The sequence below is a fragment of the Aliiroseovarius sp. D2-2 genome (assembly GCF_055809455.1).
The window spans coordinates 2,504,151-2,529,758 of record NZ_CM147913.1 but is presented as its reverse complement, the minus strand read 5'-3'; the positions used below and the strand labels follow the sequence as shown (position 1 = coordinate 2,529,758).

Here is a 25,608-nt window from a genome sequence, read left to right as displayed (position 1 = left end):
CCGAAGAGCTGAATTTAGGCGAAGGGGCATGTCTGCCCCTTTGCAAATTCAGCCCAGCGAAACGCCTACGATCACACACATCAAGCCCAACACGGACAGGCCAAGCGCCCCCATGTTCAGCGCCATTGCTTTTTGCACGCGGGCGCGCAGTTCGGCGTCATCAAGCCCTTCGCGCTTAGCTTTCATAACCTTCAGCGCGCTGGCCACCAGTCCGATCAGGCCAAAGCCGGACATGATTGCCCCAATGATAATCAGCCACTCCATGTCGGTCTCCTATTCCGGTTTGTTTGCGCCTACCGTGCGCGATGATGCTTCGCAAGCCCCGAGAGGTCTTGAAGGTAGGTATCTGTCAGGCTAAATCGGTTTGCAACAACGCCTGTTGTTCAGTGCCGCAGTTACGCGGTTGATGCTACGTTTTGTGGTGAACTTCAGGCCATCAGAGGAAAGAGGGCCCAATGGACGATCAACAGACCCAAAGCAGCTATCGCGTCACAGCAGATGAGCTGCGCCAGTTTATCGAACGCATTGAGCGTCTCGAGATGGAGAAAAAAGACATCGCGGATCAGCAAAAGGAAGTCATGGCAGAAGCAAAAGGTCGCGGTTATGACACGAAGGTTATACGCAAGGTGGTTGCCCTGCGGAAACGTGACGCCAATGACATCGCTGAAGAAGAAGCTGTTCTTGAGATGTATAAAGAGGCATTGGGCATGTAATCCTACCCAATGGATAACCTAAAAAAATGGCCCCATTTGTGGGGCCTTTTTTATGGGGTTAACAAAGTCACTCCCGGAATCTCGGCAATGTCTTGCAGATCATCTTCGTAATTCTTTGTAAGTTCATCGACCAGGCCCTGTGTCCATCCTGGCAAGCCGATTTCGTGGTCGATTACGCCGTCCTTAGCAAACTTATCAAGAAAGGCTGCTAGAATTCTACGGCGATGAACTTCGTTCTGGAACGGGTTTTCACGCAGATAGGCGCGCAAACGTGTCATCCCATCTTCTTTGGTAATCTGTTCAAGGATATCCAGATTTCCCCGTTCCAACTTGTCGGTACTATCCACCCCTGTAATTTCGCGCATGATCTCTGGCCAGATCAGTGGCGTATCTTCATTGCACCAAACGGTGATCGGGGTGCCGGGGTTAGCGTGGCGAATACTCTCGATCACATCAGACCAAAACAGGTCAAGCGGGTTGGTTGAACCCAGCATAAGTGCCTGCTTCTCCTCATCCAAATGCGACGCAATATCTGGCATGAAGTTGGCTATATTGCTGATGCCAATGAAAAAGCTGACTTCATGCTCGGGAAACAGATTTCGCATCCAAACCGTGTTGCGCTCGGCAAGGGGATACAATCTGCCACCTTCAATCGCGCGATGGTGTACGCCTAAAGAGTGCTGATGCCCCAGAACGATCCGTTCAGCCTGCTTCGAATCTATCAGCTCGTCGATTAGCATGTCCTGCGTATCAGCGCTGGCGACGCTGCCATTCAACTTGACCATGATCTGACCCAACAACCCACGATAGCGAGTGGGTCCCGGAACGGCGATGCCATCGGAAAATAACTGATTGGCATTTTTAAGCAGCGATTTGGTCAACTGATCTTCGTCAGTGCAATGTGCGCCGATATGTATTGCGATTTTCATATGTTGCCCGCGTCTTGTTGTCCTGCCGGAGTGAAACATACTGGGGATTTCTGGACAGTTAAACTAATTTCAGGTTAAAGCCGATACATGGTTGAGCAAAAGACTCAGAAAGATATGGCGGGCCGCAGCAGGTTACGCCTAAACATTTGGTCTTTCGGGGCAATTCTGATTGCTGCGCTGGTCTTGTTGCCCATTCTTTCGATCCTTTGGCTGGCGTTCACTCCCGAAGAGAATGCCTGGCCACATTTGATGGCGACGACGCTGCCGCGATATGTGACCAACACGATGATAATCTCGCTGTCAGTTGGGTTTCTTTCGGCAGCCATTGGGACAGGGTCCGCTTGGCTTATCACCATGTATCGATTTCCTGGCGCACGCTGGCTAGAGTGGTTGTTGCTCACCCCTTTGGCCATTCCTGCCTATGTTGGCGCTTATTCTCTTGTCGATTTTCTTGAGTATGCGGGCCCATTGCAAACCGGATTACGATCCTTGTTTGGGTGGGAAAGCGCACGCGACTACTGGTTCCCCGAAATCAGATCCCGTTGGGCAGCGATCGTAGTGTTGGGTGCGGCGTTGAACCCCTACGTGTTCCTTCTGGCCCGGGCCGCCTTCCGCGAACAATCAGCGGATGCTTATGAAGTCGCCCGTGCCTTGGGGGCAGGGCCCTTCGCACGCTTCTGGCGCGTAGGCCTTCCCTTGGCACGTCCAGCCATCGCGGCGGGTGTGGCCATCGTAATGATGGAGACGGTCTCGGACTTCGGGGTGGTTGATTATTTCGCCGTCCAAACCCTCACGACGGGGATATTCACGGTCTGGCTGGAAAGTCACAACGCGGGAGGGGCCGCGCAGATTGCCTTGGTCATTCTCGGGTTTGTATTCTTGCTGGCAGCGCTTGAAAAGATGGGACGTTCGCGCAGTCGGTTCTATCGGATGTCCCGTCAAAGCCGCCCGGTTGAACCACGAAACTTGGATGGTTGGGGCGGTTTGGCTGCATTGGCGCTTTGTAGCGTGCCGTTTGTAATCGGTTTCGTGCTGCCGGTGTCTGTACTGATTTCGCACGCCTTGTCGAAGCCGGAATACTGGTTGTCGAACGGGTTGTTCTCGGCACTGGTCAACACACTGACAGTTGGTTCGGTTGCGGCCCTGGTTACAGTACTTGGGGCGGTGTTTCTGGTTTATGGCGTTCGCTTGTCGGGGAACATGCTTGCCCGTAAGCTTATGCCGGTTACGACCATAGGCTACGCCGCACCAGGAGCAGTCCTGGGTATTGGAATACTGATCCCAATGGCCGCCGCGGACAACGCGATGGCAGATGGGGTTCTTGCGCTAACTGGATGGGATCCGGGGCTTGTTATGACCGGCACGGCGTTTGCTGTGATCTACGCTTACAGCGTTCGCTTTTTTGCCATTGCACAAGGGGCCACCGACGCCGCGATCGAGCGTGTTTCGCCCAATATTCCGATGGCGGCCCGATCGCTTGGCCGTTCTGCTAGCAGCACTCTGTCCGAAGTCTATTTTCCATTGATCCGTGGGTCGGTCGGTACTGCGCTTTTGTTGGTTTTCGTCGACAGTGTGAAAGAACTGCCCGCGACCCTTCTGCTGCGTCCATTCAACTATGGAACATTGGCCACGCGGGTCTATGAACAAGCTTCGCTTGAACAACTAGGACAGGCCGCGCCACCAGCCCTGATGGTGATTGCCGTCGGTCTTTGCGCAGTCGCTTTGATGGCCCGTGCGAGCCGACGCTGAACTTTCCCTTGCACCTTCCGAAAGAAGCAATTAGATCGACCGAAGTGCCCCTATAGCTCAGCTGGTAGAGCAACTGATTTGTAATCAGTAGGTCCGCGGTTCGAGTCCGTGTGGGGGCACCATTTCATAAATAAATTCAACTACTTGAGCGCTTTGGCTTGGCGCGGTATTTTTGCCCGTAAAATCTGGAAGCATATCGGAAGCAGGTTCTGAGTTGTGGCACGTGTGATACGGTCAAGCGATAGATTCGGTTTGATCATCGTTCGAGAGCAAGCATTGTTTGGAATCGCAGTTTGGTGTGAAGGTTTGCCGCATGTTCACTGGCGACTTGAGTGCGCTTGATTGCCTCTTTTACGTGTAAGCTTACCTTCAGGGAGAATTTTTTTAGCCGCAAGCAAACTGAGGGTTATATGCCAGACGATGAGAAACTTCACAATTTCCAACAGGAGGTATCATGTACGTATCGTGGAGAGAGCTATTGTGTTCGCGACAACGGTGCTGTGTTCCGCCTCACGCGCACTGGTAAGCGTCGGCGTCCCCTCGATGAAAAGTGGACTTTCGGGACTCCAAGTCCAAACGACGGCTATATGGGTATTTCTTCGCACAAAGTACACCGTATCGTGGCGACGGCATTTCATGGTGAGCCGCAGAGTAAGAGCTACGTGGTTGACCACATTGACACTAATCGCAGAAACAATCGCCCTGAAAACCTCCGGTGGGTCACTAGATTAGAAAATATTCTCCTGAATCCAATCACGGTTAAGCGAATTGAGTACACTTACGGCAGCATTGAGGAATTCCTCAATGATCCTCGCAATCCGAAGAACGGCCCGCTCAACTCTGACTTTGAATGGATGCGAACCGTATCGTTATCAGAAGCCAAATATAGCCGAGAACGTATGCTAAAGTGGGCGCAAGCTGATCAGCAGTCGGAACACGGTACACTCAGTGAGTGGGTCTATGGACGAACTGCTCCGACTGCTGAAGCGGTGCAGCCGGAGCTAGTTATCTCGAAAACTCTAGGCGCCGTTCAGCGCAATTGGCAAGTTCCAGCGGAATTTCCGCTTTGCCCTAATTCCACAGTGAATGCGCCGCTAGAAGCTTATTTTGACCGATTAGAAAAAGGTGCAATCTCAGCTATTACCCCTTTCGACGAGACCAAGGTTGGTGACGTGGCTATGTCAAAAGACCAAGATGCGATTTTCATTATCGGCGAACATGGTGAAAAGGCGATCAAGCCTTGGTCGCTTGCGCAGATAACCTTCGAAAATGAAGTGTTTGTGCATGAAAGCCTTGGTACTTTTTTCACGCACGAGGGCGCCCAAAAGGAGTTCACCATTGCTCAGGGTCTATCTTGGGAAGGTGGTGATACTTTCGACGATTTTTGTTGAACCCCACCTGACCCACTCAACGCACTCGAGATTGGCTACTCTTTAGGGTTGCTAAATTTGCAAAGGTAATCAATTAGAAGGCGTACAACTTTGAGGGGACTCCCATGTTTAAGATTGAAGATCTCGAAAATGCTAGGACTGAGCTGAAAGTCTGGACAGACCGATTTGATCGATACTCAGGTAACAACCCTAATAAGTATGACTCCGACATAAAAGCAGCGCGTCGACACGTACGAGTAATCGAAGATTTACTAAAGGCCGCCGGACTCGTTCCACTCTCGGATTCTGAAAAACTCGAGCAGGAACTAGACAAGGCATTTCCAAACGCTACTAGCAAGCAAGTTGTGGAATTTGAGGGTCGATGCTTTCAGCGGCAATTCTGGCCGATTGAGAAGAGTCGATCCGGCAAATCAGTCAAAGAGTGGGGCAAAGGCTGGGCTGAAATCAAGGTTAAAGACTGACGGCCTAAAACGGGTATTGGCGTCGACGATACTAGCGGTATCTTTGAGTGCCAATAAGCCCAAGCACCAATCGGATTGTATCAAGCCAGTGCTTAGTGGATCAATTCGTGACAGCCGTTCAGAGCAATTGAAGAGCAGCAAATACTATAGCTCAATCTTCTCGTCTAAGTAGGAATAAACTTGAGTGCCACTTTAAACTCCATCGCTTTTAGTGTGCGAGCTTCATCCCGCAACGTGATCCGGCTAAAAAATGGGATTTTGTGAGTTCCGTCGGCCCTTGGTGCATCAACAATGTGGAACTCCACAGTCCAGCCAGCAAGGATGTCTCCAAAACTGTCCCTCAATTTATCAGCAGTAGCATCATCAGTCAGGTTCCTGACTTTTTCAATCATCACATCGCGAGCTTCGGGGATGGTTTTCAGTATCCTCGCAGAATTACTGCCTTGTTTGAAGAAATGGCTCAGAACACTGGATTGGCGGGAGCTTTTTTTCACATGGATCAGGCGCTTGTTTTCAATGTCGAGAAGATCACAGGCTTCAAATTTGCCATACGGAATTGCTGGCACTGTCAGAATTTCCTGATCGAGCAGCACCTGACCGTATTCAGCCGCACAACGAGTATTGTAGTCCAGTTCACTTTCAAAACCCGTTTTCTTACCGTCTGCGGAAACTTTTTTGATTATCGTTAGAGGATGCCCATCCCATGCTACGATCAATGTCTGAAACGCGGCATCAACATCTCCCTTGAACTGCTGATCCAGTCGATACCATTCGCCTTCACTAATTGCATACAAACCGCCGTCAACGACAATCGAACCGATCAGTGATTTCTTGATACTCCATCTTTTTTTGCTTGCCGCGTCATTATTGAATTCCGCAAAAACGCCATGCTTTGAAGTCATCATCGCAACATTCAGGGCAGCAAGCTTGCCGCCGAGCGCGTCACGGTAATTTGCCATTAGAAGGTCAGGAAAGCGCCCCTGAACACCGGGGCCAAACAGGCCGTAGTAAACTACATCATCCTCTGACCATCCGGGCATAGACAACTCAAAATTGTCACCGCCGTTCTTGATTATATTCACGGCTTCTTCATCCAGCCTCGCCAAAACAACTGGATCGAGTATCGGGCGAACTTTGTCGATGATATGAAATCCGGTGGTCTTGTAATCGTCCGAATTAAACCGATTCAACGCCTCTTCCGCAACGTCTGCCAGTTCCGACAAATCCATTTCACGAGAAATTTTTAAAGCTGTTGCACCAGTCAGGCTTCGGGCGAATTCATCCCCTTCTTTGCGCCCACTAATTCGTCGAACGAGATCGAGGGCTTCGTCTATGCCGAATGCTTGCAAATCTCGCTGAAACGCTGATTGCGAAACACCTTTCATTGCTTCGCCTAAATGGCTTCTATCAATACGCTTAATTTTGTCATCATCCAGAGAATTAATTGCGACTTTCAGTCCAAAATCCATTTCAATTTTGGTATCGTCAATGAACTGCCAGCCGTGCGCAAATGGTGCGATCCAAACTCGGTCTAAATGCAAGAAAACGATAACTGCGCATGAAGACTTATTCTTGATGCTAGGTAACCCTTGAAAAACCCCATTTAGAACGGAAAGCCAAACGGGGGGAATAGGGTTGTTTTCAAAGATGTAGACAGATGCTTTTTCTCCTAGCTCATTTGATTCATAAGTTGCTGCACCAGCGGCAATTTTATCTTTTGCGTTTTGCGTGAAAACATCTTCAAATTCGTCGACACCATCTTTGGCTAGATATAATGAAAAAGTTCTTGTTTTAGCCAAAATAATACCCTCGTGAATCGTAATCGCTTAATCAAATTGTCAGCACTGACTCGCCTAATAGGTGTAGGGTAGGGGTGGCACTTTCCCAAGTCAACTGAGCGACAGGGTTCTTTGAATTTGGTTCGGAGCTGCCACTTTCTGACAGACATATCTGAAATGGCTAGACAGAATTTATCATACCTCAGGCATTCCCTACATATCGTAAGCGCCCTACGTATACGTTACATAGGGCGCTTCGTATGTCTCTCCGTTTCCTACGTATTGGTAAAGTTATGCAGGCGGCTTGTCTGGCTCCCGCATAAACACATATCTGTCCTTGGCATCCTGTAGCTGCTTGGCGGATCGCTCGGGGTCTTCCTCAACAGCCCCGGTCATTCGCTCGGCAAAACTGTTGAACGCCACCGGCAGTTCCTCGTGCTCCCATCCCTCCAACGCGGCCATGGTGATGCAGGTGCCTGTGACCTGCTTCAGTAGGCTGGCGATGTGTTCTTCCCGGTGAACCTCCTTCATGGGGTTCGGGTCGGCCCCGCTGCGCATCTCGATCAGGTCGTCATTCATCTCAGCGCAGACCACGTCCCAGAGCGGGTGGTTCGGCCAGCGGGCGCGGTTGGTATCATTGGGGTCGGGTTCCGTGTATCGGATACGCTCACCAGAAGACCGGCAGAGGTCTCCGAACTGGTCAAAGAACTGCTCCCATGTGCGGATGCCCCAGCGGTCTTTCAGCAGGGACTTGCCCGCCCGGAACTCAACCCGCCAGACTTGGTTCTGGGCAGCTTGGGTCTTGTCCGGGGTGAGGGGGCCAGGGACATGGCCCCTATGTAACGTATAGGGGGCGTTGGTGTTCCCAACCCCACTACGTAACGTATGGTTCCAGATGTCCCACCAATGGCGCTTGCCATGGGCAATCACCTCGGACCGTTTGTTATAGATAATGACCTGCCGGTTGGTGATGCTGCCAGATGTGACGGACGATACCCAGCCGGATTTGCCATGCACGGCCACATCCTCATAAGTGATGTTATCGCGGCGACCGGCGGCGCTATGCGCAATCAGTTTGTTTGGGTCCAGCACCAGATCATTCACCAGCACATCGACGCAGAAGTCGGCACGAGAGATGCTAACGCCGTCCGGGCCATAGCGCACCCCAAAGGCGTCTAGAACGCGCTCACAATGGGCCTTGGCGGCTCCTAGGCCATAGATGGACATGAAGAACGATCCGAAGCTTAAGCGGATGCCCCATTTGTCCCGTGAGTTGGGTTTCTTGATCGACCAATTCGCCCCTTCGGGGCCACCGTCCAGCAAGAAGCGATACCCTTTGCCGCCGTATGGCTTCAGCAAGAACTCTGCGCCGCCATAGGAGACCAGCACGTCTTTCTGCTCTTCCTCGGCCATCGCTTTCTGCGCTTCCAGATATTCAAACAGTTCCGGGCCGATATTGGCCTGAATAGACAGGGCCAGAGTGTCAAAGCCCCGATGCAAAACGGTGTAGTCTTCTGGGGTCTCTGTATTTCCAGAGGGGGGTGCTACTATCACCCCCCTCTTGGGGCGCGCGCCCTTTGACTGGTGGGATGCGCTGGACGCTTGGGAGCCTCCGGCGGGGTAGCTTGTGTTTTGGGTCCGAGTGTTAAATTCGGTATTCGAGTTACGCTTGTTCATTTGTTTTTCTCGCAATCCAGTTTTCGGCGCGTTCAGCGCATTTTGAGATGTTTAGAAGGTCGGCATGGGCAAAGCTCTGAGTGCTGTGCCAATCGCCTTGTGCGTCCTTGTAGGAGCGCGTGAAGTCGACAGAATAGAAGCTGTCATTCTTCCAGATCGTGGCTGTGATCAACCCGACCCGGAATTTGTAAGCGGGTAAATTAGACATCATGTGCCTTTCTATTTTTGAGTTACTGGCAGACATAGAAAGGGCGCAGGGTGGCGACACCCTGCGCCCCGTTTGAAAGCCTCTCGGCCCCAAAATCCCCACAACCGCTACCAACTGTTGCGGGGCAAAACTGTTACGTGTTTGGTGCTTGCGACGTGTTGGACACAGTGCGATCCGCAATCCACTTTTCCAGATCGGCACGTCGATATCGGATCGATCGGGCGGACACTTTCACAAAGTTCGGACCGCCACCGCGATGCCGCCAATTCTGCAAGGCCCGGACGGAATAGCAAAGGATCGAAGCGGCTTCGCGTTCGTCCACTAGCTGGCTTGTTTGGTTTGCGTTTGTCATGTTCACCTCTTTGTCGCTGTTTGCGTTGAGGTGAAAGTGCGGCGTAATGGGAGATTCCGGTAACACCACTAGTGATTTTTTTTGACCCTTAAGTGGTGTGGAACAATTCAGGCATTCTCCAGAACCCTGTTGATACGCTTGCCGAGGGCAGTTGGTTTGCCAAAACCTGCATACGAAAGCGCGATTAAAACTGCCTTTACCAAATGAAAGAACCTGCCATTGAACCCGTCTTCAACAGTGTCGTCGCGGTAGCAATGTGAGTTCGCGGAAACTCCTGTTTCTGTTTCGTACAGGGCACTCAGATCAATGATCAATTGGTCCAGAGAAGGGTTTTGACTGCCTCTGGTAGTGCCCTTGCTCTGATCAAGCAGCTGAATCTCCAGTCCGCAGGCATCTTGGAGTTTTGTGCAGGCTTGCCTCACCTGAGTGAACGTATCATCTTCATTTGGGAACTTTTGTTCTGCATTGAAGAAGTCGAACCCCTCCCACCTTTCTTCGTAGGAAAGCTCATTCAGGTGCGAGCCGATGCTTTGCGAAACCTGTTCGTTCAGAGTGTTTATAGCCTGTAGGAGGTGCCCAGCCTTATCCCGCAGCCGTGTTACTTGTTCGCGTCGATCATTACGCGTCACTTTCGGGAAACGGACTAGATTGCGCTCGTAGCGCCTTAGGACTATCGCCAGCCTTTCCTTAAATAGGACCGTCTCGCGCTTCCCTTCGATTAATTGGTGAAGTCTCTCAACCATTTCGTCGGAGCATTGCGTATCGATTTCTTCACGCCGCTTCATTGCAAACAAGCTTCCCTTGGTCTCAGGCTGCCGATGTTACGCCACACTTCCCAATGCGCTTGCAAGCCGATTGGCGATTTGTCCCGCCGCTTTCTGCACGGCATCATCAGAAAGGTGCGCATAGCGCAATGTCGTGGACAGGTTCTTGTGGCCTAGAATTTCCTTCAATGTGAATGGATCAATACCATTCATCACCGCAACAGACGCATAGGTGTGTCGCAAGTCATGCACGCGCACGTCTGTTAATCCCGCCCGTTTCCGGATTTTGCGCCAAGGCTTCTGTAAGTCGTTATAGTAGCCCTCAGAGTGCATACCTAAGATTACATAAGGGTTGCCCTCGCGGCGCTCCAATGTGTCCAGAAGCGCGCGAGCTTCGCGGGGCAGGGGGATGTGACGCCGTCCTGTCTTACTGTCGGGCAATTCTAGATGAGTGCGGGTGACGTAGTCCCATTTCAGTTTCTGGATTTCCCCAAGGCGACACCCTGTCAGCAACAGCAAATAGAATGCGGCGAACACGTACCGGGTGATTTCCTCGTTTTGCAGCATGTTTGCCAGAACTCTGCCAAGGCGTTCTTGTTCGGCTTCGTCCAAATATCTTTTCTTCTCTTCTTCGGGATAGCGTTTGATGCGGCGCGTCGGGTTGGTGTTCATGGGGCGCAATCCCCAATCCTCTGCGAGGTTCAACATCTTTGATAGGACCATGACCCCGCGATTGGCCTGATAGGGTGTGTCGCGGCGTTTGAGGTGAAACGCTTGAATGTCGGTGAAGGTGATCTCGGAGACCTTGATGCTTCCAAGAACGGGGTTTACGACACCGCGCAGCATGTTTCGGTAATCGTATAGGGTTGCTGGTTTGCAATGCAGCGCCACGTGGTCGGTCAGGAATCGCTCGCCTAGCTCCTTGATTGTCGGACTGCGTAAACGCGCCTTACGTTCGGCTGAGGGGTCAGAACCTCGTGCCACGTCCGCCTGCACGAGCTTGGCGTCTTTACGGGCTTCCTCGGCGGTCAGGACGCCGTGTTGTCCTAGGTTCTTTCGCCGCGTGCGCCCATGCAACCGATATTGCACCACATAGACCCGTCGCCCGGTCGGATAAACCCTGACGCCGAAGCCCGCTAATTCATCATCCCAAATGATGCGTTCCTTGGTTTCAGGTGATAGGCTTTCAACAAGTCGTTTGGTCAGTTTTGGCATCTTCTTATCCACTGTTGGCTGCGAAATCCGGAAGCATATCGGAAGCATCATGCAGCGTTTCGTGGCGTCAGTGATGAAAGCTCAGCGTGTGAAGTGTCAATAAAAACTGTTTGAGTTCATGTGTTTATGTCTGTTTGGCGGTGTTTGGAGAAATCCTGAGAAATCCCGTTTTGGCCGTTTGTAATCAGTAGGTCCGCGGTTCGAGTCCGTGTGGGGGCACCATTAACCATTAAATAACAATTACTTGCAACGTTCATCGTTGTGTGTATTTCCGGCGGATGAGTTCCGGAGGCAGTTTTTGCAGTGGCCATCCCACTTCGGTCATGTGTAGGAATCTGTGCGAGCGACGTCCCCACGTTTGCTCTGCTGGAATGTCAGATGATCTCTAAAACGTTAAACGTTGTCGTGGATACGGTGATCCTGGCAGGTGAAGAGCCGTTCGGAGAAATGATTTAGGATCTTATGAATCTGGCTCTCTAAACCGTCGCGGTTAAGCCAGTTAGAAGCGCATGCTGTATGTCACTCCAAGCCCTACAGATGGCGTGCTTCCATATACCGCCTCGCTGAAACGCACATCACCAGAAATGGATGATCCGTTTTCTAGATGATGCACGTATCCAATCGTTGCAAACGCGCGCGTGCGGTTGGGGTTGGACGTGCTTTCAACGTCAAACGTGGTCAGCCCCGGAAGGTCTGAGGTTCCGGTCAGTCGCGGGCGTTCTGGATTGACTTCATAGTCCACCCCAGCACCCAGCAACAGGCGGCCTTTCTCGCCCAGCGCGAACTCACCTGTGATGCCCGCTTTCGCTACTGTGCGGCGGGTGTCCATTGCATCATAGCTGGCGTTGAAAGCGCCGCCGCTCTCTGTATAGGCAGCGCGTGTCGTATCGTAATGTGCCACGCCTACGCTGGGAGTAAGCAACCAATCGCCCTGTTTATAGCCATAGCCCACGGACACCTGCGCTGCTCGGGTTGTGACGCTCGAATTGCCTGTTGCAAGCACGACATCGGTCAACAGGCGGCCACGCGCCACGTCGCCCTTGTTGCGCATATAACCCAAAGCAGCACTGATTTGCAGGCCTGTGCGGGCTGTGCCGCCCTCGCTATACTGTCCCCAGATGGCAGCACCAAATCCTGTGCCCATGTCGTAAGCGTTGTTGTTCAGGCTTGTACCGCTCAGGCTGAGGGTTGCGCCCACAGTGATATTGCCGTCCAGCCCACGGCCGAAGTTCAGCGCGCCCAGCGATGTTGTGCGCGCGCCCACGGTTGTTGGGTTGCGATTTGTGAGCTGGCTTCCTGCATGGCTGGACATCACAGTTTGCCCTGCCGCCGCAAACGCGCCCTGCGACATGATTTGCCCAAGGGCGAATTGCTGCTCAGCTTGCATCACTGCGCTGTCATTACCCAAGACTTCGAATGAAGCGATCAGATTGACGTAGTCTTCCATCGTCCCGGCACGCCAAATGAACGCGTGGGTTCTTCCACTGATGGTGAGAACTGTCCCCACAACGACTGATCCATCGGCGCTGACGTCATATGCATAGCTGCTGCCCCCGACAGATAGAGTGCCAAGGCTTTCCATGCCTTTGCCTTCCACCCAGCGAAAGGCACGGGTTCCCTGAGAGGATCCGCTCACGCCGACCACGACCGTGCCATCGGCATTGACGGCATGGGCCCTGCTAGAGCCCCCCCCGAATAAGGTGCCGAGGCCCTTGATGCCTTTGCCTTCCACCCAACGAAATGCGCGGAAACCGCTTTCGCCGACCACAACCGTTCCATCAGCATTGACATCATGTGCAAAGCTGCTGAATGCCCCTGATAGGGTGCCGAGGTCCTGCATGCCCGTTCCTTCGACCCAGCGAAAGGCGCGGTAGTTGCTTTGACCGACCACGACCGTACCATCGGCGTTGACGCCTACCGCAAAGCTTTCACCCGTTCCAGTTAGGGTGCCGAGGTCCTGCATGCCCGTTCCTTCGACCCAGCGAAAGGCACGGTCGTTGCTTTGGCCAACCACGACCGTTCCGTCGTCATTCACGTTAGAGGCATAGCTTTCAGTGCCTCCGGGTAGGGTGCCGAGGTCTTCCATGCCTTGGCCTTCCACCCAACGAAAAGCTCTGTACCCACTGTTAGAGACGCCAATTCCCACCACGACCGTTCCATCGGCACTGGCGTCAAAAGCAGAACTTTCAAGCCAGCCGGGTAGTTTGCCGAGGCTTTCCATGCCATTGCCTTCGACCCAGCGAAATGCGCGGTCGTTACTGGCACCTACTGCGACTGTTCCATCGGCATTGATGCCATAAGCACGACTTCCGTATCGTCCACCTAGAGTGCCCAAGTCACATATTACACTATCTTTTGGCCCGCCGGACGGTGGGATGTCGCATGCCAGCCCCTGCGCGTACGCGACATCTGACAGCAGTCCTGCTGTTATGAGAGCTGCTAAGCCAGTTATGCCGAGTGTAGGTTTTACATTCCGATCAATCCGCGCCCTGCGCGTCAGTTTTAACATCAGGACACCCCCTACTTATTTAGCAACACAGACCTGTTCTGGCGAAGCTACCCATCCGATAATCACCAGTCAATCTTTCATCTTTTGATAGTCAGGGACGGGGCGTTTGGGTTTTCCTCGCCTTGCCTTTTGGCTGATCCCATGCAACTCCGTTGGTCTCTGCCAAACCTCATTGTATGGAAACCAGCAATGGAGAACGGCAATGAGCAGCAGTACCTTTCCTAAGACAGGCTTCGTCCGTCTTTCGCAGATATTGGGCCCAACAGGATCAACCCCCGTTTCAAAATCGACATGGTGGCAAAAGGTCAATGAACTGTGCCGAGAGGCAAAGGATCTCAAAGAAGTGGTTGCTGAACAGACGTTCAAACTGTGCTTTCTCAAAAGCATTTACGACGGCAGGGGGACCACGAATGAGAAATCTTGGATCAGAGAAGTTGGAGATAATCCGTCTGGTCGAGGGGGCGGGAGTATCCGGAACTCTGTGTATGAGGCTTCGACCGTGCGCTTGAAACGGGTCATTTGTTGAACCGTTCGTGTACAGGATAGCAAACTGGTTTTGAACGGCTGATCCATCAGCACCATAAGCTGTCGCGCATGCACTTCAAGACTGGTCAGGGTGCCGCCCGAAGAAAACCCTGCGAGATATCATTACGAAAACGACCGAACAACATCTGGGCGGCTCGTCGCATGACCAGAAATTAACCAACCCACACAATTCGCGAAATAGCCTTGAAATGGCCCTTTTACTAGTAGAAGAGTATATCAGTCGATTGTGCAGTACATCAAAGGTAAAACATCCATGACAAAAGAAGAATTGATCGAATTCATCTGCGAAGATGCTGGTCTGAATGTTTCTGAAATCGACGAGAATACGCCCCTCTTCACAGATGGCTACATCGACAGCTTTACGATGGCATCGATGATCGCTTTCATTGAAGATAAAGTGGGAATTGAAATTCAGCAATCGGCGGTGACGCTCGACAATTTCGATACCGTAGCCCGTATTATGGCCCATGTTGGTGAAGTGAATGCCTCTCGCTAGTTACACGCCTGCGGAGATTCAGGCGAGGGCGGCGAAGAACCGGCTTCGGAACTACCCCTCTCTTCGCAAGGGATATGACCGCCTTCTGCCCTATGCCAAACCGCAAATCCGGACAGAGATGCAGTTTCCGGAAAACGCAACGTTCTTCGTTGTGGGAAATTGTTTCGGACGTAACATTGAGCGCGCTCTGACAGCAGGCAACCGGACCTTTCTGTCGAGTTCCCGGAATACCGATCTCCCAGGGACCGCACAGGAGCAATACAATCGCTACAATATGGTCAATCTGGACGTGGCCGCAAATGAGATCATCTGGGCAATTGACCCGAAGGCTCAGCCTTTGGATGATGCCCTGATCAAGGTGGGTGACGAATGGGTCGACATGCAGATCCATTGGAGCTTCGCGCATGATCTCGAAACCGCCCGGTCCTACCGTGGCATTTACAATCAGGGCTACGCTCCGGTCGTCGATGCGGATGTCGTTGTCCTCATCCTTGGCGGGTTCGAACAATGGTATGATCAGGAAACCGGGCTCTACCTCAATGGGATGCCGACGCGCAAAATGACAGAGCTTTATCCGGATCGGTTTGCCTTCCATCAGATGAACGAGGCCGCCGAACAAAGCCTGCGTCGATGCATTGACACGATTCTTGCGCATTCGAATAAAAACCCGCAAATCCTTGCGACCCTGACACCTGGCCAACAACCGCTTATGTTTGGCAATGACGATGCAATACTCGAACTTGCTCTGGCAAAATCCTACCAGAGAATTGCGATTGATCGCGTTTGTCGCGATTATGCGCAAGTTGAATACCTGCCAAGCCAGGAATTTGCGTCCATGAGTGATTTCAAGTTCACTTACTTGGACAAGAGCATCAACCATCCTAAGCAAAACTTGGCGAACCGCGTCGTTGCTGAGATGCTTTTGAAATATGACGGTAAATCGCCCTCTTATCACGCGATCAATGCCATAGGACACGCCGAGGCCCTTAGTCTTGCCGAAGACTATGAAGCGGCCGTCGCCGTATGCGACGCGGCGATCGAAAACTCTGCGCCTCGTAGCTTGGAATTTGATTTTCAATATGTTGAAGCGCTACGTCGAAATTCAGAACATTCTCGCGCCATCTGCTGGATCATCGGCCGTCTTGACGAGGTCGATGGTGAGTACCGCGAAACGCTCATCAAGCGCCTGTGTAGCCTCACCCGGTCACATGGAACCATCGAGCAAATTGATGACGTTGTTAAAATAGTTGAACAGAACGCGGCTGATGAAGAATTGCTGCTCTGGTTACAGCAGGCCCGTGAAGCCCGTCTGGCGGGCCCGGCAAAGAATCTTACACAAAGTCCTCTACGGACAACTGTTATTGATGCTTTCAAAGTTCAGGATTTTGAGCGTGTGATCGAACTCGCCAAAGAAGCGCTGAGCGATGATGATCTGAGTGATGATGTGAAGCATAGTATCTTGCCGCACACCTTTAACAGTTTCACTCGTCTCGACCGCAAGAAAGAGGCGATCACCTTCCTTCTGGAAATGGCAGAAAGCCTTGACGGCCAGCTGACAGAGCGCTGGAGCACTTTGCTGATCAACATGTCAAAGACACACAAGGACGATGCGCTCAACACGCACATTAGAGCGACAGCTCCAAAGCTTCAAACGCCCCTGTTGAGCGAGTTTGTTGATGTGGAACTCTCGGCGGAATACGCAGGAAAGCCAGTCTGATATGGGGGCGATGTCCGAGACACAAGATGATCCCTACAGCATCCTGCTGATGGGGTTTGGGCAATCCAACGCAGATATTCATGATGCAGGTCCGAGGATTTATCCAGAGACAGATCAGATTATCGAAGTATATACGCCCAATGATGCCCGGGGCTTTCGCGGATGGGGATACCGGAAACAGGAAACACCGATAACCGGGTTCATCCCCATATCGGAGGCATCGCCGAAAATTCAGTCCCTTTTGACTGCTGCGGCCGGTCATATGCTGCACGAATCTCGTGACGACGCGTTGTCCCGGATCATCGTGCGCAGCGGAGCGGTTGGAGGGCGCCGCTTTCATGCCATCGTGAAAGAGGATCGAAAGAGTCCCGGGATCTATACTGATGTCGATGGCGAGAGTTCTCTAATTTTTCTGCAATTTTTTGATACGATCCGGCAATGTGTCGAAACCTCGCGCAATGATCCGGCCCCGATCAAGAAAGTGTATGTTGTCTGGATGCATGGGGAGTCAGACCGCGTCATGCCCAGAGAGCAATATCGGGACACTTTGCTTTCTCTGATGCGGGAAACCGAGACCAAGCTGGCTGACATCGGGGTCGAAATTAACTGGGCTTTGGTTCAGCCCAGTGGTTCGGGAGACCGGGGCAATGGCAATGCCTGGCCCAATCGCCTATCTCTGTTTGATGTCGCAAATGTCACGGACAATGCGTTCATCCCGGCCGCGGCCTACGCCTATGAGATGTTCGACGGTTCACATTTCTCGGGACAAGGTAAGCTCCTCCTAGGAGAGATGCTCGGCCAACAGATCACAAAGCACCTTCAGGGACGGTTCGAGCCTCTTCCACTGCCCGAAAGAATGACCGTTGATGGTACCCAGGCTCAAATCTTCTTTCCCGAAAATGTACGGCTGGCATTGGAAGCAGAGGCGTTATTACCCCCCGGTCCTGGCATGGGATTTGGCGTCAACCTGGGGACAAGATGCAGCATTGAACGTGTCGAACTGACTGCGCCCAACTGTGTTAATCTACACTTTGATACAGCCCCCGATCCTGAGACCCTTATTGTCACCTACGCCTATATTCTGAACCGCAAAAATCTGACAAACGTGGCGGTCAGTGATTACCCGGTTGGCCGTGGCGGCCTGCGTCTGGCTGATGAAATCCGCTCGTCTCTCCACTCAGAAACAGTTCTCTATGATTGGATTCCCGGGTTCACTATCAGTGCGACCGGGGGGGTTAATCCGGAATAATCCGGTCAGATGGTACGGATAGAAGATATAGGTAATTGAAGATGACAGACCCGCTTTATCGCTTCATGGAAATCGCTCAGGCCCATCCGGATGCGCCTGCCATTCATACTGAACGCGCCACCTGGACCTATTCAGAGCTGTGTCAGCATGTTCACACCTTTGCCAGTATTTTTGCCGAGAAAGACGCTCCGCGCATCGCGATCATTCTTCCACAATGCAACGCGGCCTATGCGTCATTTCTTGGGGCAGGCCTTGCAGGGGGCTATTACGCGCCACTGAATATTCAGTCTCCGCTCGATAAATTACAGCGCATCATCGACCGGTTGCAGCCCGATTTCATCCTGGCAGAAGCACATATGCACGTAGATCTGGCACGCATTGCCCCGGCCGCAGATCTTCTCAGCCCCGATGTGTTGGAGAACCCGAGGCCCTTTGAAAAAGAAGTCCCGCTGCACACCTATTCGCATATCATTTTCACCTCTGGATCGACCGGAATCCCAAAGGGTGTTGTTATTCCGCGAGAGGCGATGACAAATTTCGTCGACTGGCTGGAAGTGTTCAATCTGACACCTGACGACCGGGTTTCGCAGCAACCGAACCTCGCCTTCGATATGTCCCAGACTGATATCTATGCAGCCTTCTGTTTTGGTGCCTGCCTCTATCCGCTGGCAGAGATTGGTGAAAAAATGATGCCCGGCCGGTTTGTGCAACAACACGGGATCACATTCTGGAACTCCACGTCGAGCGCGATCAGCCAGATGCGTCGCAGTGGTCAGCTGACCCCGGAAACTTTTGCCAGCGTCCGCTTCACGGTTTTCGCCGGAGAGCCATTGTTCGTTGAGCAGGTCGAAGCTCTGTTCGACGTCAATCCGGATCTGACGATCTGTAACTCTTACGGTCCGACCGAGACAACCATTACAATGACCTATGTGTTCCTCACGAAGGACAACTATAGACATTATGTGGGCACAAGCATGGCGCTTGGTGATCTGTATGACAATATTAGCATTGAGCTAGTCGATGGTCCCCATGAAAATGAAGGAGAAGCCCTGATCTTTGGCCCTCAGGTTGCGATCGGATACTGGGAAGATTCCGAGAAAACGGCAGCATCCTTTTTTGAGAAGGACGGTGTCAGGGGGTATCGCAGTGGCGACTGGATTGTTCGAACTGAGGATGGGCGGCTGTTTTTCAAGGAACGTGTGGATTTTCAGGTCAAGAGTCGGGGTTTCCGGATCGAGCTTGATGAGGTGACCTCAGCGCTGCGACGGTCCGGCTGGACGGTCGCTGTTGCATTCAAGTACGAAGATATGCTCGGTGCGGTCGTTGAACATGAACGTGGTAAAGAATTTAACGAACGTGCTCTGAAGAAAACGCTCGGGACCTACATTGAGCGCCACGCCATTCCAGACCGCATTCTGGCGATGGATGCCATTCCCCGAAACGCCAATGACAAACTGGACCGCAAGGCGACTGCGGCGTTGTTTGCAGAGCATATCAACCGGGGATGACCGCAACGCGGATTACAGATGTCAAAACATAATCTCAGCTTCGCGTCTCTCATGAACAATGGCTATGATGCGCAGACTCTGCGTTTAGTCGCGCAGCTTGTCTTTGAATCTTTTCATGATTTTTATCTCTACCTCCCGCTTGAACGAGAGGTTGTTCTTGACGTGATCGCACAGCAGATGCTCGATCCCAAGACAGAGTGTTTCGACCCGTTCCTGCTGAAACAGGGCGACACGATTGTTGGGATCATCTGCAGCTTTCCAGCTTCAGAACTGGCAGTGCGGCAACGCACCAGCACGGTCGATTTTATTCGTTTGCTGGACCGCGCTGGCAGGGCGGCCTTCAAACAGGCGATGATTGAGGGAAACCACTCCGCGGCGGCTCTGCCGGACACTGAGGGCCTGTACGTGTCTCGTGTCGCGATCGCTGCAAACTGCAAGGGGCAGGGACTGGGAGGGGTGTTCCTGGACGAATTCATTGCTCGCTTTCCGGGCTCCAGAATTCAGCTGCATGTGGATCAGTCAAACCTGATTGCGCAGAAGATGTATCTCTCACGGGGGTTCTCGCTGATACAGCAATCTGAACATCGTAAAATCGTGATGTTCCGCGAGGGATAGTCCTGTGACGGGTCCATCATTGGGGTGTTTTGTTGCGGCCTGATTGAATTCTAAAAAGATAACAAAGGTCTAGTATACTATTGTTGGTCCGTGTGGGTGTGAAATCTTGACAATCTTAATACGCCCAAAAGGTCCCGTGTTACGTGGCTTTCAGTGAAGCTTTTGTTCGTTGGTGTTTTTTGCCTTCCGAAGAAAGTTTTGGTCGGTCGTGTTTTGGTCAGGGTTCTCGCAGTCAGATTGACCCGGCTCGGCTATGGATTAGTGAAAATCCCTGCTGGGGAATAGTCGTTTTGCCTGATCGCGCGGATGCATGGCGCTGGAAGGGTAGCGGGACTTCTTCGGGGTGTCGTCTGCTCGTGGTCCTTCGGTCGTCAGCGCTTCGGGCATGGGGTGGCCCATTTCATAAAGCTTGTGTGATAGGTCGCAGATTTCTTGCGCAATCAGGTGGACGACGATGCCTTCCCGCTGCAGGTAACCGGTAACCTGTAACAGCCGGGCGCCCATCACCATGCGGCGAAAACGCTTGTAGACTTTTGGCCAGACCACCACATTGCTTACCCCGGTTTCATCCTCGAGCGTCAGGAAAATGACGCCTGATGCAGTGCCAGGGCGCTGGCGGGTGATCACAAGGCCGCAAACCGTGTGCCGCCCCAGTGGAACATCCTGAAGCGCATCATGGGGGGTCAGGTTCGGGATGCTGGGGCGCAGCAGTTCCATAGGATGCGCGCGCAAGGACAGGCGGGTCGACACGTAGTCTTCAACCACCTCCTCGCCCAGATGCATGGTCGGAAGGTGAACTTGCGGTTCATGGATGTTTTCCCCATCGATCGGGTCATTGAACAGGGGCAGGGGTTTCTCGCTGCGGATGGCCTTGACGTGCCACAGGGCGTCACGGCGGGTCAGGCCCATGCCGCTGAACGCATCCGCTTCGGCCAGTCGCGTCAACAGATCCGGGCGCAGACCTGCGCGCAACCAAAGGGCGGTTGGGTCCTGATATCCATTGCCCCGCGCGGCCACGATCCAGCCTGCGTCTTCTTCGCGGAAGCCTTTGATTTGGCGAAACCCCAGACGAAGCGCCAATGCGCCGTCCGGGCGGCGTTCCAGTGTGTTGTCCCATTCAGAGCGATTTACGCATATGGGGCGCGTTTCAACGCCATGTTCGCGCGCGTCGCGTACAATCTGGGCGGGCGCATAGAACCCCATCGGTTGGGAATTCAGCAGCGCGCAGGCAAAAACCGCCGGGTGGTGGCATTTCAGCCAAGCCGAGACATAAGCCAGCATGGCAAAAGCGGCCGCGTGGCTTTCGGGGAACCCATAATCGGCAAAGCCTTCGATCTGCGAAAAGCAGCGTTGTGCGACCTCAAGATCATACCCGTTCGTCAGCATTCCGGCGATGAACTTGTCTTGAAAGGCACCAATGGTGCCCATGCGTCGGAACGAGGCCAAAGATCGGCGCAGATGATCTGCCTCTTCGGCGGTGAAACCTGCGCCAACAACGGCGATCTGCATGGCTTGCTCTTGAAACAGGGGCACACCAAGGGTGCGGCGTGTCACCTCTTCCAGCGCGGGGCCGAAGGGTTCGGGTTGCTCAAGCCCTTGGCGGCGCCTGATAAAGGGCTGCACCATTCCCCCCTGAATGGGGCCGGGGCGAACGATGGCGACCTCGATCACCAGATCATAAAACGTGCGCGGCTTCATGCGCGGCAGGAAATTCATCTGGGCGCGGCTTTCGACCTGAAACACCCCAACGGCATCTGCGGTGCAAAGCATGTCATAGGTGGCGGGGTCTTCCTGAGGAACTGTCGCAATGCCAATGCTTTGGCCTTCATGCTGCTGCATTAGGTCAAACGCTTTGCGCACGCAGCTGAGCATTCCCAACCCCAGAATGTCGATCTTCAGCACCCCCAGCGCATCAATGTCATCTTTGTCCCAGCAGATGACGGTCCGATCCTCCATGGCGGCATTTTCAATCGGGGCCAGTTCGTCCAGACGCCCGCAGGTGATGACAAAGCCGCCCACATGCTGGGACAGATGGCGGGGGAAGCCGATGATCTGGCCAATCAGATGAATGGTCTGCATCAGGCGATGGTCATCGGGGTTCAGGCCAATTTCGCGGATACGGTCCAGATCGACGCCGCCGTTGCTCATGCCCCAGATTTGCCCCGACAGGCTTGAGGTGACATCTTGCGACAGGCCCATGACTTTACCGACCTCTCGGATCGCAGCTCGGGTGCGGAAGTGGATGACCGTGGCGCAGAGCCCGGCGCGATGGCGGCCGTATTTCTGATAGATCCACTGGATCACTTCTTCACGCCGCTCGTGTTCGAAATCCACGTCGATATCCGGCGGCTCACCGCGGTATTTCGAGATGAAACGCTCAAACACCATTGCGATCATGTCTGGGCTGACATCGGTAATGCCCAGAAGGTAGCACAAGATCGAATTGGCGGCGGAACCGCGCCCCTGACATAGGATGCCCTGTGATTTGGCAAACTGCACGATGTCATGGACGGTTAAGAAATAGGCTGGAAAATCAAGGTCTTGAACCACCGCCAGTTCCTTGTGCATCAATTCAATCGCCCGCGCGGGCGGGCCAGAGGGGTAACGACGCGCTAAGCCTTCATGTGCCAGCCGTTCCAGCCGGGCTTGGGGTGTTTCCGCACCGTCATCTTCATGCGGGTATTCATAGGACAGCTCGGCCAGATCAAAGCTGCATCTGTCGGCAATTTCCAACGTGCGGCGGATTGCGCCCGGATGGTTGCGAAACAGGCGGATCATATCTGCACCTGGTTTGAGGCGACGTTCGGCATTGGGCAAGGCGCGGGTGCCGATTTGATCGATGGTGATATGTTTGCGCAGGCAGGTCAGAACATCTGCCAGTTGGCGGCGGCTGGCGTGGTGCATCAGCACATCCCCGACGGCGACCATCGGCGCACAGGCCGATTGCGCGGCGTTTGCACAGGCTGTCAGCCAAGCCTGATCACTGCCGTCATAGCGCGGGGACGCTCCCAGAAAGACATGGTCAGGAAAGTGCCGGCGCAGCCGCTGAATTTCGGACACCGCTGGCTTCAATCCTTTTTGCGGAAGAGCAATCAGGATCATCCCTGTGCAGGCCGGGATCATATCCTTGGTGTAAAGCAGGCAATCGCCTTTCTCGGCGCGCCGTTTTCCCAAGGTCAGTAGACGGGTCAGCCGTTGATACGCAGCCCGGTCACGGGGCAGGGCGACCCATTCTACCGTACTGTCTTGTAAGACCAGACGGCAGCCCACGATCAGTTTGGGCAGCGTGCTGGGGGCGGGCTTGGTCAGTGGGGCCCCGTGATGTGTCACCTGCCGGGACGACGCATCCATCCTTTGCCCGGATCGAATGTGCAGCGCTTCGTCAGCCTCGCGCTTCAACTCTTTCAAGGCGCTCCAGGCGCGCACCACACCGGCCAGCGAATTTCGGTCCGTGATTGCCAAAGCTGAAAGACCCAGCTCGGCCGCGCGCACCAGAAGTTCTTCGGGGTGCGAGGCCCCGGTTAAGAAGGTGAAATTGCTGGTTACGCAAAGCTCGGCATAGTCTTGCCCTTGTGGTCGCAGGCTCCGCCGTCGCCCTTTCGCAGGATCATAGGTGCGCGTGTCATGGGTCATGCGAATTCCCCCTGCACAAACCAGCCGGGGTTTTGTGGCGTGTAAAACAGCCAAAGCCGCCGTCCCTGCGTGGTCTCGACCTGCCAATAATCGCGCAGGCCCGATCGCCAGTTTTCATCCTGAAGCCACCATTCGGGTGCAATACGTTCAGGTCCTGTTGCACGTCCTGTCGTCAGGGTCATGCGCCTCCAGCGGAAGCGTTCAGGTGGCTGCGGCCCTTGGGCGGCAATCGGTTCGGGTGGGAACAAGCATAGCGGTCGTGGGGATGTGCAAGCCCATGCACCACCACGAACCGGTTCTGAATAGGCCACCGGCGCAATGATGAAGCTGCGTTCGGGGATATGGCTGTCGGCGGGCAGGAAGCGCTGGATGTTTTCCAGCCCGATCCGCGCGCCAATCCGGGTGACCAAATCCTCAAGCTGCCCCGAGCTGCCGTTCTGCGCGGTTGAGGCATGGGTGATTTGCTGGGCGCGCAGAGGCTCGACATGAGTGGCCTGAAGTCTGAGCTGATCAATGCCAAAGCCCGCGTCGACCTCGGCCAAGCCACGTTCGAACAGGGGGAGGATGCGGTGCGGATCGTGCAGAGCACGGGCTAGCCGCAGTTCCACATCCTGACTGTCCTGATCCACCCGGCGCACTGTGACCATCAGAATGCGCGCGCCCATCTCATGGGCTTGCAGCTTGGCGCAAAGCTGGTCCAGCAGGCGCGAGACACCCGCCATCACATCCCCGATTAGGCCAATGGGTTCGGGCAGAGTCATGCGGACCCCGTAATGGGTTGGTTCGGCCAGCGGGGTGATGTCTTCGGGCTGATGTCCCAAGGCCTGATCCAGCCGCATCAGCACATCCGGCCCAAACCGGCGCGCAAGGGGCGCGCGGGCGGTGCCGGCCAGATCCCCGATCTTGCGCAGCCCCAGCCGTTCCAGCGCGGTTGTGGTCTTGTTGTCCAGTCGTAAGGCGGCAATCGGCAGCGTTTTAAGTACGGGCAGAGGGTCGCCCACTTGGGCCACGCCTTCGCCAAAATGCGCCAAGGCCCAGGCCGCCCCCCGTGTGTCTGCCATCCCGATTTGCACCGACAGACCCGCACGCATCAGGCGCATCCGCAGATCACCAAGCAGGCCCTCTTCGCCGTCAAAAAGATGGGTGGAGCCGGTGACATCCAGCACAAGCCCGTCTTGGCCTTCAAGCCCGACCCACGGGCAATAGCGCGTGGCCCAGCGGCGCAGCAGATGTAAAAACCGCGTGTCCTGCGGAAGGTCTGCCGGGGTTGTTTGCAGATCAGGGCAAAAGGCGCGCGCATCGGAATAGGGCATGCCTTGATGCAACCCGTGTTTCAGGGCCTGCATATTCAGGCAATACAACCGATCCGTATTGTTTTGTTTCAGGGTCAGGGCAAAGGGTGCATCCAGCGGACAGCGGCGTAGAACCCGGTCACTTGCCAACCGGGGGAACCACAACGAGACGACGCGACGCCTGATCCCATCGAACATACCAAACACCCAATGTTCCTGATTTGTTCTTTTTAAGCTCCCACCGATGCAGAGTCGAGTCTTCGCCGCCATAATCTGGGTCAAAAACTGGTGCACAGTGCCATCGTGTTTCGGCGGCATTGCTGCCCATGCCTTCTGAGATAAGGGCCAAGCCGGTGGATTTCCCATCCCGGGCTGCAAGCTGCAAACGCCGCCCCTCGGTCAGGCCCAATGGTTTTTGCAGGGATATCATCACAAGCGAAACCGCACCGTCGCGCAAGGCCTCTTCCGCGACAGCCAAGGTTTGCTGCTGATCTTTTGTGTTACAGAAGGCCAGATCCGCTGGGTCAACGAACTGGGCAAAGCCGTTGGGGTTGATCTGGGCCGCCTCCCATCCACCGCGTATCCAAAGGGAAGTGCCGCCCAAACGAGCGGCAAGCGCGAAAGCGAAGACAGGCGCACCGGGGCCATAGACTTCGTGCGTGCGCGCCTTGGCGAGCGGAAAATGAGGCCGATCGAAAATCTGCATGGGGTCAGATTAGCACTGAGTCGTCAAAAAGAACATATGAAGAACAAATCCGCCCGCGGCACGGGGGTGCTGCGGGCGGAGAATGTGTTAGCGGTGATCG

21 protein-coding genes and 1 tRNA gene are annotated in these 25,608 nt (G+C 53.9%); 10 read left to right on the top strand and 12 right to left on the bottom strand.

Annotation, left to right across the window (positions count from 1 at the left end):
* Positions 1 to 48: 48 nt before the first annotated feature.
* Positions 49 to 264 carry a hypothetical protein gene (locus AC0L6A_RS12470; RefSeq protein WP_473290441.1) on the bottom strand — a complete coding sequence of 72 codons (216 nt, stop codon included), beginning with the start codon at positions 262 to 264 and terminating at the stop codon, positions 49 to 51.
* Positions 265 to 455: 191 nt separating this feature from the next.
* Here AC0L6A_RS12470 and AC0L6A_RS12465 point away from each other — a divergent pair, with 191 nt between their 5' ends.
* Positions 456 to 713 (top strand): DUF2312 domain-containing protein, encoded by a 258-nt coding sequence (locus tag AC0L6A_RS12465; protein ID WP_473290439.1) that lies wholly within the window; start codon positions 456 to 458, stop codon positions 711 to 713.
* Positions 714 to 763: 50 nt separating this feature from the next.
* On the opposite strand, the gene AC0L6A_RS12460 is transcribed toward AC0L6A_RS12465, so the two are convergent.
* Positions 764 to 1,681 (bottom strand): hypothetical protein, encoded by a 918-nt coding sequence (locus tag AC0L6A_RS12460; protein WP_473290438.1) that lies wholly within the window; start codon positions 1,679 to 1,681, stop codon positions 764 to 766.
* A gap of 48 nt (positions 1,682 to 1,729) precedes the next feature.
* On the opposite strand from AC0L6A_RS12460, the gene AC0L6A_RS12455 reads away from it, so the two are divergent.
* From AC0L6A_RS12455 to AC0L6A_RS12440, 4 genes are all read left to right on the top strand, one after another.
* Positions 1,730 to 3,391, top strand: coding sequence for an ABC transporter permease (locus tag AC0L6A_RS12455; RefSeq protein ID WP_473290436.1), 1,662 nt, complete (start codon positions 1,730 to 1,732; stop codon positions 3,389 to 3,391).
* A gap of 46 nt (positions 3,392 to 3,437) precedes the next feature.
* Positions 3,438 to 3,513: transfer RNA gene (locus tag AC0L6A_RS12450), tRNA-Thr, on the top strand.
* A 210-nt stretch (positions 3,514 to 3,723) separates the two neighbouring features.
* Positions 3,724 to 4,782 (top strand): HNH endonuclease signature motif containing protein, encoded by a 1,059-nt coding sequence (locus tag AC0L6A_RS12445; protein ID WP_473290434.1) that lies wholly within the window; start codon positions 3,724 to 3,726, stop codon positions 4,780 to 4,782.
* A 104-nt stretch (positions 4,783 to 4,886) separates the two neighbouring features.
* Positions 4,887 to 5,243: a hypothetical protein gene (locus tag AC0L6A_RS12440; RefSeq protein WP_473290432.1), complete on the top strand. Its 357-nt coding sequence runs from the start codon at positions 4,887 to 4,889 to the stop codon at positions 5,241 to 5,243.
* Positions 5,244 to 5,407: 164 nt separating this feature from the next.
* Here the strand turns inward: AC0L6A_RS12440 and AC0L6A_RS12435 are convergent, their stop codons facing one another.
* The 7 genes from AC0L6A_RS12435 to AC0L6A_RS12405 form a co-directional block, all read right to left on the bottom strand.
* Complete coding sequence (locus tag AC0L6A_RS12435; protein WP_473290431.1) at positions 5,408 to 7,042, bottom strand: DUF6119 family protein; 1,635 nt, start codon at positions 7,040 to 7,042, stop codon at positions 5,408 to 5,410.
* 270 nt (positions 7,043 to 7,312) lie between these two features.
* Entirely contained in the window at positions 7,313 to 8,575 is a 1,263-nt protein-coding gene (locus tag AC0L6A_RS12430; protein ID WP_473290429.1) for a hypothetical protein, read from the bottom strand.
* A gap of 109 nt (positions 8,576 to 8,684) precedes the next feature.
* A complete protein-coding gene (locus AC0L6A_RS12425) occupies positions 8,685 to 8,909 on the bottom strand; it encodes a hypothetical protein (protein ID WP_473290428.1) in 225 nt (74 codons plus the stop codon).
* 130 nt (positions 8,910 to 9,039) lie between these two features.
* Complete coding sequence (locus AC0L6A_RS12420; RefSeq protein WP_473290426.1) at positions 9,040 to 9,258, bottom strand: helix-turn-helix transcriptional regulator; 219 nt, start codon at positions 9,256 to 9,258, stop codon at positions 9,040 to 9,042.
* A gap of 107 nt (positions 9,259 to 9,365) precedes the next feature.
* Positions 9,366 to 10,043, bottom strand: a complete 678-nt coding sequence (locus AC0L6A_RS12415) for a hypothetical protein (RefSeq protein ID WP_473290424.1) — start codon at positions 10,041 to 10,043, stop codon at positions 9,366 to 9,368.
* 36 nt (positions 10,044 to 10,079) lie between these two features.
* The gene (locus AC0L6A_RS12410; protein ID WP_473290422.1) at positions 10,080 to 11,237 is read right to left on the bottom strand and encodes a tyrosine-type recombinase/integrase; all 1,158 of its coding nucleotides are present in this window, start codon (positions 11,235 to 11,237) and stop codon (positions 10,080 to 10,082) included.
* A 499-nt stretch (positions 11,238 to 11,736) separates the two neighbouring features.
* On the bottom strand, positions 11,737 to 13,746 hold the full coding sequence (locus tag AC0L6A_RS12405) for an autotransporter domain-containing protein (protein WP_473290420.1): 2,010 nt from the start codon (positions 13,744 to 13,746) through the stop codon (positions 11,737 to 11,739).
* A gap of 799 nt (positions 13,747 to 14,545) precedes the next feature.
* Here AC0L6A_RS12405 and AC0L6A_RS12400 point away from each other — a divergent pair.
* From AC0L6A_RS12400 to AC0L6A_RS12380, 5 genes are all read left to right on the top strand, one after another.
* Positions 14,546 to 14,788 carry an acyl carrier protein gene (locus AC0L6A_RS12400; protein ID WP_473290418.1) on the top strand — a complete coding sequence of 81 codons (243 nt, stop codon included), beginning with the start codon at positions 14,546 to 14,548 and terminating at the stop codon, positions 14,786 to 14,788.
* Positions 14,789 to 14,906: 118 nt separating this feature from the next.
* Positions 14,907 to 16,505: a GSCFA domain-containing protein gene (locus tag AC0L6A_RS12395; RefSeq protein ID WP_473290416.1), complete on the top strand. Its 1,599-nt coding sequence runs from the start codon at positions 14,907 to 14,909 to the stop codon at positions 16,503 to 16,505.
* A 10-nt stretch (positions 16,506 to 16,515) separates the two neighbouring features.
* Complete coding sequence (locus tag AC0L6A_RS12390) at positions 16,516 to 17,754, top strand: hypothetical protein (protein ID WP_473290414.1); 1,239 nt, start codon at positions 16,516 to 16,518, stop codon at positions 17,752 to 17,754.
* A 41-nt stretch (positions 17,755 to 17,795) separates the two neighbouring features.
* Positions 17,796 to 19,262 carry an AMP-binding protein gene (locus tag AC0L6A_RS12385; protein WP_473290412.1) on the top strand — a complete coding sequence of 489 codons (1,467 nt, stop codon included), beginning with the start codon at positions 17,796 to 17,798 and terminating at the stop codon, positions 19,260 to 19,262.
* A 51-nt stretch (positions 19,263 to 19,313) separates the two neighbouring features.
* Entirely contained in the window at positions 19,314 to 19,877 is a 564-nt protein-coding gene (locus tag AC0L6A_RS12380) for a GNAT family N-acetyltransferase (protein WP_473290410.1), read from the top strand.
* A 258-nt stretch (positions 19,878 to 20,135) separates the two neighbouring features.
* On the opposite strand, the gene AC0L6A_RS12375 is transcribed toward AC0L6A_RS12380, so the two are convergent.
* From AC0L6A_RS12375 to AC0L6A_RS12365, 3 genes are read right to left on the bottom strand one after another with little or no spacing between them, the layout of a single operon-like run.
* Positions 20,136 to 23,510 carry an error-prone DNA polymerase gene (locus AC0L6A_RS12375; RefSeq protein WP_473290408.1) on the bottom strand — a complete coding sequence of 1,125 codons (3,375 nt, stop codon included), beginning with the start codon at positions 23,508 to 23,510 and terminating at the stop codon, positions 20,136 to 20,138.
* Positions 23,507 to 25,000 carry a Y-family DNA polymerase gene (locus AC0L6A_RS12370; RefSeq protein ID WP_473290406.1) on the bottom strand — a complete coding sequence of 498 codons (1,494 nt, stop codon included), beginning with the start codon at positions 24,998 to 25,000 and terminating at the stop codon, positions 23,507 to 23,509. The genes AC0L6A_RS12375 and AC0L6A_RS12370 overlap by 4 nt, the downstream gene beginning before the upstream one ends.
* On the bottom strand, positions 24,942 to 25,508 hold the full coding sequence (locus AC0L6A_RS12365) for an ImuA family protein (protein ID WP_473290404.1): 567 nt from the start codon (positions 25,506 to 25,508) through the stop codon (positions 24,942 to 24,944). Before AC0L6A_RS12365 ends, AC0L6A_RS12370 begins: the two co-directional genes overlap by 59 nt.
* Between the last annotated feature and the right edge of the window lie 100 nt (positions 25,509 to 25,608).